Below are 12841 nucleotides of genomic sequence, written 5' to 3' on the forward strand. Positions count from 1 at the left end.
TCGGGGCCGCATCGAATGCATCGCCGGACGCGCACCGCGCTCCGGTTCCGCATGCGCCGGCTACGGATGCCGGCCCGCTCAACGTTCGTCTCGTTTATGTCCGCAATTCCGAATTCCGACCCACCCGGTTCGTCCGCGAACCCACCCAAGCTTCATCGCGCGCTGAAGGCGCGCCACCTGACGATGATCGCCATCGGCGGCTCGATCGGCACGGGCCTGTTCGTCGCGTCCGGCGCGTCGATCTCGCAGGCCGGCCCCGGCGGCGCGATGGTCGCGTACATGCTGATCGGCCTGATGGTGTACTTCCTGATGACGAGCCTCGGCGAGATGGCCGCGTTCATGCCGGTGTCGGGTTCGTTCGCGACCTACGGCGCGAAATACGTGGACGAAGGCTTCGGCTTCGCGCTCGGCTGGAACTACTGGTACAACTGGGCCGTGACGATCGCGGTCGAACTCGTCGCCGCGCAGCTCGTGATGCACTACTGGTTTCCGGACGTGCCGGGCGTGTGGTGGAGCGCGGCCTTCCTCGGCGTGATGTTCCTGCTCAACGCGCTCACCGTGCGCGGTTTCGGGGAAGCCGAATACTGGTTCGCGCTGATCAAGGTCGTCACCGTGGTCGCGTTCATCGGCGTCGGGCTGCTGATGATCTTCGGCATTCTGAAGGGCGCGCCGGGCAACGGCTGGGGCAACCTGACGATCGGCGACGCGCCGTTCGCGGGCGGGCTGCCGGCGTTGATGGGCGTCGCGATGATCGCGGGCTTCTCGTTCCAGGGCACCGAGCTGATCGGCGTCGCGGCCGGCGAATCGGAGAACCCGCGCACGACGATCCCGCGCGCGGTGCGCCAGGTGTTCTGGCGGATCCTGCTGTTCTACGTGTTCGCGATCTTCGTGATCGGCGTGCTGATTCCCTACACCGACCCGAACCTGCTGAAGACGGACGTGACCGACATCGGCGTGAGCCCGTTTACGCTCGTGTTCCGCCACGCGGGCCTCGCGTTCGCGGCCGGCGTGATGAACGCGGTGATCCTGACGGCCGTGCTGTCGGCCGGCAACTCGGGCATGTACGCGTCGACGCGCATGCTCTACACCCTCGCGACCGAAGGCCGCGCGCCGAGGATCTTCGCGAAGCTGTCGCGGGGCGGCGTGCCGCGCAACGCGCTGTATGCGACGACCGCCGTCGGCGCGCTGTGTTTCTTCACGTCGCTGTACGGCGACAAGACCGTGTACCTGTGGCTGCTGAACACGTCGGGGATGACGGGCTTCATCGCGTGGCTCGGCATCGCGGTCAGCCATTACCGCTTCCGCAAGGGCTACGTGAAGCAGGGTTATGTGCTCGACCAGCTGCCGTACCAGTCGAAGTGGTTCCCGTTCGGCCCGCTGTTCGCGTTCGCGCTGTGCGCGGTCGTCGCGCTCGGCCAGGACTACCAGGCGTTCCTCTCCGACAAGATCGACTGGGCCGGCGTCGCCGCGACCTACGTCGGCATTCCGCTGTTCCTCATCGTGTGGCTCGGCTACCGGTTCCTGAAGAAGAGCCGCTTCGTGCGCTACGAAGACATGGAGATCGCGCCGTGGATCGCCGCGAACCGCGGCGCGCAGCGCCAGCCGGTGGCGAACCGCGAAACCGCGGGCTGACGCGGGCGCGGCAGGCGGCCGCGCGACGGACGATGAAACGGGAAGCCGCGCGCTTCCCGTTTTTTTTGCCCGGCTTTCGCCTGCACGGGGTCAAAGCCGGTTATATTGCCCGACCCTACCGGGCCACGGCCCGGCCGGCGCGACACGCGCGGCGCGGATCGGCATCCGGCGTGCGCGGCGCGCGGCGGCCGGCGAGATGCCCGGCGTTTTCATCGTTCCATCCGGGCCGCCTGGCCCGCGGAGCGCGCAACCCAGAGGAATCCATGAGCGCATCACCCGCCGAGCGGAAGGCCGGACCCGTTTCCATCGTGCGAATCGAAGCCGCGATCAACGCGTGGCGCGAAGTGTACCCGCCGGCGCCGGACGGCGAGGACGGCTACGCGCTGGACGCCGGCAGCAACTGCCTCGCCGAGCTGTACGGCACGATGATCTGCTATCGGTTGCCGGACGTGCCGCTCGACACGCTGAGCGACGCGCAGCGCGACGCGCTCTACGCGACCGAGGTGTGATGCGCGGTCGCGACGTCATCGCGATGCCACCGCGATGAAACGACGGGAAGCCCGCGGGCTTCCCGTTTTGCTTTGCGCGGTGCGGCGCGTGGCGGCGGGCGCCGCCTGCGGTATCGTGACGACATCGTCCGGCCGGGGTGTGCGCCGGATGGCTGTCCGGGAGACATCAACATGGAGTTGAGACATCTCCGCTACTTCGTCGCGGTGGCCGAAGAGCGGAATTTCACGCGGGCGGCGGAACGGCTGCACATCGCGCAGCCGCCGCTGAGCCGGCAGATCCAGCAGCTCGAGGAGGCGCTCGGCGTGCCGCTGTTCGAGCGCAACGCGCGGCCGCTGAAGCTGACCGACGCGGGGCGCTTCTTCTATTCGCACGCGGTGCAATTGCTCGCGCAGACGACCGAGCTCGAATCGATGACGAAGCGGGTCGGCAAGATCGAGCGCAGCATGTCGGTCGGCTTCGTCGGCTCGACGCTGTACGGGATGCTGCCGAAGATCATCCGGCGCTTTCGCAGCGAGTATCCGGCGGTCGAGCTGAGCCTGCACGAGATGTCGACGATGGACCAGATCAAGGCGCTGAAGGAAGGGCGCATCGACGTCGGGTTCGGCCGCATCCGCCACGAGGATCCGAGCGTGCGGCGCGTCGTGCTGCGCGAGGAGCGGATGATCGTCGCGCTGCCGGTCGGCCATGTGCTCGACAGCGCGAAACCCGTGCTGTCGCTGCACGATCTCGTGAACGACACGCTGATCATCTTCCCGAAGGCGCCGCGCCCGAGTTATGCGGACCAGGTGCTCGCGGCCTTCCACGATCGCGCCTTGCAGCCGCGCAAGATCTACGAGACGCGCGAGCTGCAGATCGCGCTCGGCCTCGTCGCGATGGGCGAGGGCGTGTCGGTCGTGCCGCACAGCGTGTACGGGCTGAAGCGCGACGACATCAGCTACAAGCCGCTCGACGATCCGAACCTCGTGTCGCCGATCATCATGAGCATGCGGATGCTCGACGAATCGGAGGACATCCGCGCGATGCAGGCGCTGATCTACCGGCTGTACGACGAAGCGCAGATGGAGTACCTGCCGCCGCAGCCCGAATGAGCGCGCGGGCGGTAGGGGCTTGCTTGACGCGGTGCGCGCCGGCAGGCCACCATGACCCGATTCGATGCGGCCGCCGGTGTGCGGCCGCTTTCACGCAGACGACCGACCCATGACCGATATCGTGACCGAGGAGACGACCGTCGGGACGCCGCAAGGGCGTCTCTTCGCGAAACGCTGGCGTGCGCGTGCGGCGCACGACGCGTCCGCGCCGATCGTGCTGCTGCACGATTCGCTCGGCTGCGTCGATCTGTGGCGCGATTTCCCCGCACAGCTCGCCCGCGCGACGCAACGCGACGTGATCGCCTACGACCGCCTCGGGTTCGGCCGCTCGGATCGCCATCCGGGGGCGCTCGGCACGACGTTCGTGCGCGACGAGGCCGACCATGCGTTCCCCGCGGTGCTCGCGCAACTGGGTGTCGATGCGTTCGTCGCGTTCGGGCATAGCGTCGGCGGCGGGATGGCGGTGGGCTGTGCGGCCGCGCATCCGGAGCGTTGCCGTGCGCTTGTGACGGTCGCCGCGCAGGCGTTCGTCGAGGATCGCACGCTCGCCGGCATTCGCGAGGCGGCGCGGCAGTTCGACGAACCGGGGCAGCTCGACCGGCTCGCGCGCTATCACGGCGACAAGGCCGAATGGGTGCTGCGCGCGTGGGTCGACACGTGGCTGTCGCCGGCGTTTCGCGACTGGCGTCTCGACGACGAACTGCCGCGCGTGCGATGCGCGACGCTCGCGATTCACGGCGAGGACGACGAATACGGCTCCGACGTGCATCCGAAGCGGATCGCCGCGCGCGTCGCGGGGCCGTCGTCGTTCCTGTTGCTCGCACGATGCGGGCACATGCCGCACCGCGAGCGGCCGGACGACGTGCTGGCCGCCGTCGCGACGCTGCTGCGCGACGCGGGCGCCTGAGCACGCCCGCCCCCGGCGGGCGGGTGCCCGCCGGACGTCAGAACGACAACTGGATCGCGAGATCGATCGCGAGCAGCGCGATCGAGCAGCCGATCCCGAGGATCACGTTCGGCAGCCGGTGCTCGAAGTCGCGATTGTCGCGGCGCATCGCGGCGCCGAGCAGGAAGATCGCCTCGACGGCGATCTGCAGCCCGACGAATAGCAGCATCAGCAGGTACTCGTAGCCCATTTGCTTGAACGCGGCGAAGTGCATCCCGTGATCGCGAATCCACTGGCCGACGCGCAGCAGTTCGTACGCGAACAGCAACGCAGGGAACAGGTAACTGATGAAGTAGGTCGGCGCGGTGGCGTGCCGTAGTTCGAGGTGGAAGTGCTGATGCGTGGTAGCCATCACAACCCTCCTTGCAACGCATGATTGCGGTCGCGACGGCGGCGCGAGTCCAGGCAGACTACGGGATTGCCCTATGCACAGTGCGCTGCCGTACGACATCAGCATACTGCCGCGCGGGAAATTTGGCATGCGGTGCGTGTGTTCGCCGCAAAAAGGTGTGTACATCGCACGACGCGGGTCGGCCGCGGCCCGTCAGCGTTTTGCTTCCGCTCCTTCGATGAACAGCTTCGCGACCGACTGAAACTCCCGTTTCAGCGACAACCCCGGTACGGTCAGCCAGCGCAGCATCGCCGCGAGATACAGGTGATGGAACCACGTCGCGAGCTGATCGGCCCGCAGCGTGCCGTTCAGTTCGCCGGCCTGCTGCGCGGCGACGATCAGTTGCTGCCACACCCGCGCGATGTCGCTGCCATTTTGTCCCGCGCTTTCCGGTTCGGCCGCACCGATGCTCAGGAGCCGGTGCCGCAGATACGCGAGCAGGTACGCGGGATGCCGCTCGCACCACGCGGCCGATGCGTCGAGCACGCAACCGATGCGCGACGCGAAGGTCTTGCGCCGTGCGACGTCGCGCTGAAGAGGCGCGAGATCGCGCGCGAGTTCGCCTTCGAGCCAGTGCGCGAGCACGGCTTCCTTCGTCGGAAAGTGGTTGTACAGCGTGCGCTTCGCGACATCGGCCTCGGCGGCGATCTGCTCCATCGTGACGGCCTCGTAGCCGTGCGCGTCGAACAGGCGCGCGGCGGTGGCGGCGAGATGCGCGAGCATCTGGATGCGCTTGCGTGCGCGGCGGCCCGGATCGTCGGTCTGAATCGGCATGGTGGGGGATTGGCTGAAAATGCACGAATTACATTAGTATACGACGTGCATTTTTGTGAATCCACCCCGTTTCCGCCGTGCAAGGAGTCGTGCATGAAGCTCGTCATCGCCACCTATGGCACCGAAGGCGATACGCGCCCGCTCGCGGCGCTTGGCCGCGCGCTGATGGACGCCGGCCACGATGTCCGGTTGCTCGCGGACGCCGCGACACTCGGGGCGGCCGCGGCGCTCGGCGTGCCGTCGGCGCCGTTGTCCGGCGAGATCCGCCGCGCGATCGCGCCGCAAGGCGCGCTGGCCGACGCGGTGCGCGGGCGCGGCGGCCTCCACGACACGTCGAAGGCGCTCGCGGCAATCGCGAATGCGAATACGGCCGCGTGGATGCGCGAAGTCGCGGATGCATCGGACGGCTGCGACGCGCTCCTCGGGGCTTGCGTCGTTCGTCGGGCTGTCGGTCGCCGAATATCGCCGCGTGCCTGCGATCGGCGCCGGCATGATCCCGATCACGCCGACCGCCGGATTCGCGTCGCCGTTCCTGCCGCCGGGGAAGGTGCCGGGCTGGCTGAATCGTGCGAGCCATCGGTTCGTGAATGCGCTGTTGTGGCAGGCGTTCCGGAACTCGACGAACGCGGCACGCGCCGGCGTGTGCGGGTTGCCGCCGCGCAAGCATGTGTGGACCGATCATCCGATGCTGTATGGCGTGTCGCCGGCGCTGCTGTCAGGCCCGGCCGACTGGCCGCCGAATGTGTGGGCATGCGGGCAATGGCGGGTCGACGGGCGTGCATGGGCGCCGCCGTGCGATCTGTCGGCGTTTCTCGAATCGGGCGTTCCGCCCGTGTACATCGGCTTCGGCAGCATGGCCGGCTTCGACCGGGCCGCCATGGCCGACGCGCTGACCCGTGCGCTCGCGGGCCGGCGCGCGCTGTTCTATCCGGGCTGGAGCGGCATCGAGGCGTCGATGCTGCCGGCACACGTTCGCGTGATCGGCGACACGCCGCACGACTGGCTGTTTCCGCGCGTATCGATGGCGATTCATCATGGCGGGTCGGGCACCACGCATTCGGCCGCACGGGCCGGCATTCCGTCGGTCGTCGTGCCGTTTGCGGGCGATCAGTTCTTCTGGGCGAACCGGTTGCAGCGGCTCGGCGTGGCCGATGCGCCCGTGGCGGGACGGCGCGTGGATGCCGCCGCACTGGCGCGGGCCATTGCGTTCGCCGAACGGAGCGAGACGCAGGCGCGCGCGACGGAGCTTGGCACGCGCATCGCGCAAGAGGACGGTCTGGCGCTGGCCATCAGCGCGATCGAACGATGGGCGCGTGCTGGTGCGCGGTGAACCCGCGCACCGGCATCAGAAATGCCCGGTGAACCGGTAACGGCTGCCCGGATGCCACAGATTGGCGACCGACGCGACCAATCCCTGCGACCACGTGCGCCGATGCAGCATCAGGCATGGTTCGCGGTCGTCCATCGTCAGGTGGCGGCGCGTTTCGGCGTCGGGCATCGCGGCCTCGATCCGGTACTCGACGCGCTGCAGCGGCGCGACGCGCGTCAGGTACTGGTTCGGCGTCGTCGTCGTGAAGTCCTGCAGCGCGTATTCCGGCGCGCAGGCCGGATTGACCCAGCGTTCCTCGAGCTGCACGGGCGTGTCGTTCTCGAAATGCAGCACGCGCGAATGAAAGATCGGGCGGCCGGTATCGAGCTGCAGTTCGTCGGCGAGCTTCGCGTCGGCGACGGCCGCGCCGACCTGCAGCACCTGCGCGCGATAACCGTGGCCGCGCGCGGCGACTTCGTCCGAGATGCTGCGGATCGCGACGAGCGTCGATTCGTATTTCGGCGACGCGACATACGTGCCGGAGCCGCGCGTGCGCGTGAGCACCTGCTCGGCCGTCAGCTCGCGCAGCGCGCGGTTGACGGTCATCCGCGCGACGTTGAATTCGCGCGCAAGCTCGTTCTCCGACGGCACCTGGTCGCCTTCCGCCCATTCGCCGGCGTGGATGCGCGCGAGGATGAAGTCCTTGATTTCCTGATAGATCGGTGTGGTCATGGGATCACGATTCCAGAGTCGGCAGCGGCCCGCCGCCGAATGCCGATCCGGCGCGCGCCCGGCGCCGAGTGTACCGGTTTCGCGGACGCGCCGGCCCGGATGCCCCGAATGATCCCTGTTCGGCCGGCGCGCGTCCATGCGGGATTGCACAGAGCGGCCGGCCCGCGACAGCCGGCGCGCGGTCAGAACCGATGCCGGATGCCGACCGTCGCGACGACCTGCGTATTCGTCGACGATGCCGCGAGCCCCGTCACGTTCGCGAACCCGAGCGTCGCGCCCGACGGCACGCCGAACTGGTGCTGGTACACGGTTTCCGCATACACGTCGGTGCGCTTGCTCAGCGCGTAATCGGCCATCAGCGTCACCTGCTGCCATTTCGGCCGGTGGCTGCCGGCCGCGTCGTCGTAGCGGCCGTCGGTGAACGTATAGGCGCCCGCGAGCGAGACGGCCGGCGTCAGCGCATAACGCGCGTTGACCTCGTAGTTGTCGAACCGCAGCGCATTCAGTGCACCGGGCAGCGACGACGCGGCCGTTTCGTCGAACATCGAATGCGTCCACAGCGCGCCAACCGTCAGCCGGTCGAACGCGTAGCTGCCGCCGGCGCCCATCACGCGCTGGCGCACGGCCGGGAGGTTCGCGCCGTCGTTGGTCGACAGCGCGCCGCTCGCCGTCAGCCCGCCGCGATCGAGCTGCAGGTAAGCGGCGCCGAGGCTGACCGGCCCGTTCGCATACGACACGCCCGCGCTGTACGCGCGGTTGTTCGCGAAGCCGCCCGCCGCGTTGCTGAACCCGTACAGGCCGCCGAACTGCCAGCCCGCGAGCGTCGGGCTCGTGTATTTCACCGCGTTGTCGATGTAGAACGAATCGTCGATGTTGTCGTTGTCGAACGGGTGCGACGCGAGGTTGTTGCCGTCGCCGTTGTTGGCCATCGCGAGCGGGCCGAGATAGTCGACCACGGCGTCGTACTGGCGGCCGAGCGTCAGCGCGCCGTATCGGTCGCTCTGCAGGCCGACGTACGCGCGGCGCCCGAACATCGTGTTCTTGTAGGACTGCGTGCCGTTGTTCAGGTTGAAGCCGTTCTCGAGGCGGAACAGCGCATGCAGGCCGCCGCCGAGATCCTCGTTGCCGCTCAGGCCGAAGACCGTGTTCGACAGCAGGCCGCTGCCTTGCTGCCACGCGCTTTTGCCCGACTGGTTGTTCGTATAGGCGATACCGGCATCCAGCATCCCGTAGAGCGTGACGCTGCCTTGCGCATGCGCGGCGGCGCCGAAGAACGCGAGGGAGAGGGTGCCGACGACTGCTTTTTTCATTGAGTGTGCTTCCTGGAAAGGCCCGTCGAGACGGGAACGACGATTCGCCGCGCGGGTCCGTGCGGATCCGCGCGTTCGAATCGATGAAAGGGGGAGCGCGTGACGCGAGTCACGCGCGGCGGCGAACGCCGGTTAGTGCTGCAACAGGCGGATCGTGCCGAACTCGGCGGCCGGCAGTTCGCGCAGGATCGACAGGATGGCCGGCGACGCCTGCGATCGCGCGACTTCGAACTCGATGCACGCGCGCCCGGTGCGGCGGTCGATCACGGCCGTATAGAAATTGAGCGCGGCGCCGACGGCCCGATGCAGCCGGCGCCGCACGGCCGCGAGGTTGTCCGATTCGACGCGGATCGACAGCAGCACGAGGTCGTCGTCGGGACACGTGCGCCGCGAACGCACGGGCAGCAGATCGTGTGAAGCGGCGGATTCGGTTCTGGTCGGTTTCATGCATGCATCCCCGGGTCGCCTCGTGCCGTGCAGCGTGGCGATCTCGTCTTTGACATGACGCCCATTCTAGGAATCGCGGTGACGATACGGTGTATAGACTCGCGCCGGGCCTGAAAAGAACGCATAAAAACGGCATTGGCCGGCCCCGGATCGATCCCCGCGATGCGTCGACGCGCCGCGCCCTCGGCCGTGGCACCCGTTGACGGAGCTGCTGTCCGGTTACCGGCTGGTCGGGTTGGGAAGCGGACGGCATGCGGCACGAGGTCTAGACAGGTTTAGCGCGGCTCCAGGCTGGGGCAGTCTGCCGCGAGAAAGCCTTCATTCAACATCGTGTAATCGTTAATTAATTGAAAGTTAAGGAAAATTCCGGACCACGACCATAATCGGCCGACAATTAGAGATAAACACGGATTGCTGGCACCCTCCCGAAAAAGGCAAAGTTGTATGTACAACTTGGAGCGTCGCCGAAAGGGGCGATATCCGGGTTGGAAGGGTTCGCGGCGGGCAGTCCGGCCGGAACCCGGCCCAGTTCGCCTTTGACAGGAACACGATGAAGAAACTCGCGCTCAGTATTGCCCTTGCCTGCATCGCGGTCGGTGCTCACGCCAAGGATTGGTCGACGATCCGGTTCGGCGTCGACGCCAGCTACCCGCCGTTCGAATCGAAGGATGCAAGCGGCAAGGTCGTCGGCTTCGACGTCGATCTCGGCAACGAGATCTGCGCCCGCCTGAAGGCGAAATGCGTATGGATCGAGAACGACTTCGACGGGATGATCCCGGCGCTGAAGGCGAAGAAGTTCGACGGCGTGCTGTCGTCGATGTCGATGACGCCGGCGCGCGCCGAGCAGATCGCGTTCTCCGACAAGCTGTTCAACACGCCGACGCGCCTCGTCGCGAGGAAGGGCGCGAATCTGCAGCCGACGGCCGAATCGCTGAAGGGCAAGTCGGTCGGCGTCGAGCAGGGCACGATCCAGGAAACCTATGCGAAGGCCTACTGGGCACCGAAGGGCGTGCAGGTCGTGCCGTACCAGAACCAGGACGGCGTGTACCAGGACCTGATGTCGGGCCGTCTCGACGCGGCGCTGCAGGACGCGGTGCAGGCCGACATCGGCTTCCTGAAGACGCCGCGCGGCGCGAACTTCGCATTCGCCGGCAAGGACATCGACGATCCGAAGACGCTCGGCAACGGCGCCGGCATCGGCCTGCGCAAGGACGACGCCGACCTGAAGGCGAAGATCGACCATGCGATCGCCGACATCATCAAGGACGGCACGTACAGGAAGCTCGAGAAGAAGTACTTCGCGTTCGACGTCTACGGCGGCTGAACGTCCATGCGGCGCGCATCGGTTGTGGCGCGCCGCGTTAGTGACCGGGTGCAACCCGCTTCACGCGATGCGTCCGACTTGATGAGCAGCGTGCATCAGGTTGTGCGCAGATATCGTTTGATGCACGGCTAATGGCTATTGACAATCCAGCCACCTCGCTCTGGACCCCACATATGATCTTCCAAGGATTTGGCCCGCTGCTGTGGGCCGGCACGGTCGAGACCGTGAAGCTCGCGGTGCTGTCGCTCGCCGCGTCGCTCGTGCTGGGCCTCATCGGCGCGAGCGCGAAACTGTCGACGAACCGCATGCTCAAGTCGATCGGCACCTTCTACACGACGCTGATCCGCGCGGTGCCGGACCTCGTGCTGATGCTGCTGCTGTTCTACGGGATCCAGATCCTGCTGAACAACTTCACCGACATGCTTGGCTGGGACCAGATCGACATCGACCCGTTCGTGGCGGGCGTCATCACGCTCGGCTTCATCTACGGCGCGTACTTCACCGAGACGTTTCGCGGCGCGTTCCTCGCGGTGCCGCGCGGCCAGCTCGAAGCCGGCTTCGCGTACGGGATGAGCGGCTGGCGCGTGTTCCATCGCATCCTGTTTCCGCAAATGATGCGCTTCGCGCTGCCCGGCATCGGCAACAACTGGCAGGTGCTCGTCAAGGCGACCGCGCTCGTGTCGATCATCGGCCTGGCCGACGTCGTGAAGGCGTCGCAGGACGCGGGCAAGAGCACGCTCGATTTCTTCTTCTTCACGCTGGCTGCGGGCGCGATCTACCTCGCGATCACGACGGTGTCGAACGTCGTGCTGCATCACCTCGAGAAGCGTTATTCCGTCGGTGTCCGGAGGCTCGCACTGTGATCGAACTCGTCAGCCAGTACTGGCAAAGCTATCTCTATTCCGACGGCTACCGCTTCAGCGGCCTCGCGATCACGCTGTGGCTGCTGGTCGTGTCGATCGCGCTCGGTTTCGCGCTCGCCGTGCCGCTCGCGATCGCGCGTGCGTCGTCGAATCGCTGGATCTCGGGCCCCGTCTGGCTCTACACGTACGTGTTCCGCGGCACGCCGCTCTACGTGCAGTTGCTGATGTGCTACACGGGCATCTACAGCCTGCAGGTCGTGCACGACCACGTGCTGCTCGACACGTTCTTCCGCAACGCGATGAACTGCACGCTGCTCGCGTTCGTGCTGAACGAATGCGCGTATGCGACGGAGATCTTCGCGGGCGCGATCAAGGCGACCTCGGCCGGCGAGATCGAGGCCGGGATGGCCTACGGGATGTCGCGCTTCAAGCTGTATACGCGCATCATCCTGCCGTCCGCGCTGCGCCGCTCGCTGCCGAGCTACAGCAACGAAGTGATCCTGATGCTGCACGCAACGACACTCGCGTTCACCGCCACCGTGCCCGACATCCTGAAGGTCACGCGCGACGTCAATTCGGCGACTTACATGTCGTTCCAGGCCTACGGCATCGCTGCCGTGCTGTACGCCGCCGTCGTGTTCACGCTCATCTGGGCGTTCCGCAAGCTCGAGACGCGCTGGCTCGCGTACCTCGCGCCGCGCAGCCATTAACGCATCCGCACGATTCGCAACGAAGGACCCAGCATGTACAAGCTTACCGTTGACAACCTGCACAAGAAATTCGGCGACAACGAGGTGTTGAAGGGCGTGTCGATGAAGGCGAAGGCCGGCGACGTGATCAGCATCATCGGTTCGAGCGGCTCCGGCAAGAGCACGTTCCTGCGCTGCATCAACTTCCTCGAGCAGCCGTGCTCGGGGCAGATCACGATCGGCAGCGAGCCGATCCAGACCACCCGCGACCGCAACGGCGCGCTGCGCGTGGCCGACCAGAAGCAGCTGCAACGGATGCGCACGAAGCTGTCGATGGTGTTCCAGCACTTCAACCTGTGGGCGCACATGACGGTGCTCGAGAACGTGATCGAGGCGCCGATGGCCGTGCTCGGGATCGGCAAGGACGAAGCGATCGCACGCGCGCGCACGTATCTGGAGAAGGTCGGGCTCGCGCCGCGCGTCGAGGGCATGTATCCGTCGCACCTGTCGGGCGGCCAGCAGCAGCGCGTCGCGATCGCGCGTGCGCTCGCGATGGAGCCGGAGGTGATGCTGTTCGACGAACCGACGTCGGCGCTCGATCCCGAACTGGTGGGCGAAGTGCTGAAGGTGATGCAGAAGCTCGCCGAGGAAGGCCGCACGATGGTCGTCGTCACGCACGAGATGGGCTTCGCGCGCAACGTGTCGAATCACGTGATCTTCCTGCATCAGGGGAAGATCGAGGAGGAAGGCGATCCGCAGGAGATTCTCGTGAATCCGAAGAGCGAGCGGCTCGGGCAGTTTCTGTCGGGGCGCTTGAAGTAGGAGA

The 12841-nt window shown here is 66.8% G+C and carries 13 protein-coding genes and 1 pseudogene; 9 read left to right on the forward strand and 5 right to left on the reverse strand.

Annotated elements, in window-relative coordinates:
• Positions 1-96: 96 nt before the first annotated feature.
• From G3N62_RS02110 to G3N62_RS02125, 4 genes are all read left to right on the forward strand, one after another.
• Positions 97-1632 (forward strand): amino acid permease, encoded by a 1536-nt coding sequence (locus G3N62_RS02110; RefSeq protein ID WP_124668783.1) that lies wholly within the window; start codon positions 97-99, stop codon positions 1630-1632.
• A gap of 263 nt (positions 1633-1895) precedes the next feature.
• A complete protein-coding gene (locus tag G3N62_RS02115) occupies positions 1896-2141 on the forward strand; it encodes a DUF3717 domain-containing protein (protein WP_031399027.1) in 246 nt (81 codons plus the stop codon).
• Between the two features lie 171 nt (positions 2142-2312).
• Positions 2313-3230: a LysR family transcriptional regulator gene (locus tag G3N62_RS02120; RefSeq protein WP_021157347.1), complete on the forward strand. Its 918-nt coding sequence runs from the start codon at positions 2313-2315 to the stop codon at positions 3228-3230.
• A gap of 109 nt (positions 3231-3339) precedes the next feature.
• The gene (locus G3N62_RS02125; protein WP_059558527.1) at positions 3340-4137 is read left to right on the forward strand and encodes an alpha/beta hydrolase; all 798 of its coding nucleotides are present in this window, start codon (positions 3340-3342) and stop codon (positions 4135-4137) included.
• 37 nt (positions 4138-4174) lie between these two features.
• Here the strand turns inward: G3N62_RS02125 and G3N62_RS02130 are convergent, their stop codons facing one another.
• Together G3N62_RS02130 and G3N62_RS02135 are read right to left on the reverse strand one after the other, a co-directional pair.
• Positions 4175-4528 carry a hypothetical protein gene (locus tag G3N62_RS02130; RefSeq protein WP_034185614.1) on the reverse strand — a complete coding sequence of 118 codons (354 nt, stop codon included), beginning with the start codon at positions 4526-4528 and terminating at the stop codon, positions 4175-4177.
• A gap of 192 nt (positions 4529-4720) precedes the next feature.
• Positions 4721-5341 (reverse strand): TetR/AcrR family transcriptional regulator, encoded by a 621-nt coding sequence (locus G3N62_RS02135; protein ID WP_049031889.1) that lies wholly within the window; start codon positions 5339-5341, stop codon positions 4721-4723.
• A 93-nt stretch (positions 5342-5434) separates the two neighbouring features.
• Here G3N62_RS02135 and G3N62_RS02140 point away from each other — a divergent pair.
• Positions 5435-6671 (forward strand): annotated as a pseudogene (locus G3N62_RS02140) (glycosyltransferase).
• Positions 6672-6686: 15 nt separating this feature from the next.
• Here the strand turns inward: G3N62_RS02140 and hutC are convergent.
• The 3 genes from hutC to G3N62_RS02155 form a co-directional block, all read right to left on the reverse strand.
• Positions 6687-7382: a histidine utilization repressor gene (hutC, locus tag G3N62_RS02145; RefSeq protein WP_034185960.1), complete on the reverse strand. Its 696-nt coding sequence runs from the start codon at positions 7380-7382 to the stop codon at positions 6687-6689.
• A gap of 182 nt (positions 7383-7564) precedes the next feature.
• Positions 7565-8692, reverse strand: coding sequence for a porin (locus G3N62_RS02150; protein ID WP_124668784.1), 1128 nt, complete (start codon positions 8690-8692; stop codon positions 7565-7567).
• Positions 8693-8824: 132 nt separating this feature from the next.
• Positions 8825-9139 (reverse strand): hypothetical protein, encoded by a 315-nt coding sequence (locus tag G3N62_RS02155; protein WP_080287695.1) that lies wholly within the window; start codon positions 9137-9139, stop codon positions 8825-8827.
• A 550-nt stretch (positions 9140-9689) separates the two neighbouring features.
• Here G3N62_RS02155 and G3N62_RS02160 point away from each other — a divergent pair.
• From G3N62_RS02160 to G3N62_RS02175, 4 genes are all read left to right on the forward strand, one after another.
• A complete protein-coding gene (locus G3N62_RS02160; protein WP_034185618.1) occupies positions 9690-10463 on the forward strand; it encodes an ABC transporter substrate-binding protein in 774 nt (257 codons plus the stop codon).
• A gap of 173 nt (positions 10464-10636) precedes the next feature.
• Positions 10637-11326 carry an ABC transporter permease gene (locus G3N62_RS02165; RefSeq protein ID WP_034185619.1) on the forward strand — a complete coding sequence of 230 codons (690 nt, stop codon included), beginning with the start codon at positions 10637-10639 and terminating at the stop codon, positions 11324-11326.
• Entirely contained in the window at positions 11323-12036 is a 714-nt protein-coding gene (locus G3N62_RS02170) for an ABC transporter permease (protein WP_034185620.1), read from the forward strand. Before G3N62_RS02165 ends, G3N62_RS02170 begins: the two co-directional genes overlap by 4 nt.
• A gap of 33 nt (positions 12037-12069) precedes the next feature.
• On the forward strand, positions 12070-12837 hold the full coding sequence (locus G3N62_RS02175) for an ATP-binding cassette domain-containing protein (RefSeq protein ID WP_034185621.1): 768 nt from the start codon (positions 12070-12072) through the stop codon (positions 12835-12837).
• The last annotated feature ends 4 nt before the right edge of the window (positions 12838-12841 follow it).

Origin of the sequence: Burkholderia sp. Tr-20355 (genome assembly GCF_017104685.1) — a bacterium.
Taxonomy (GTDB): domain Bacteria; phylum Pseudomonadota; class Gammaproteobacteria; order Burkholderiales; family Burkholderiaceae; genus Burkholderia; species Burkholderia seminalis.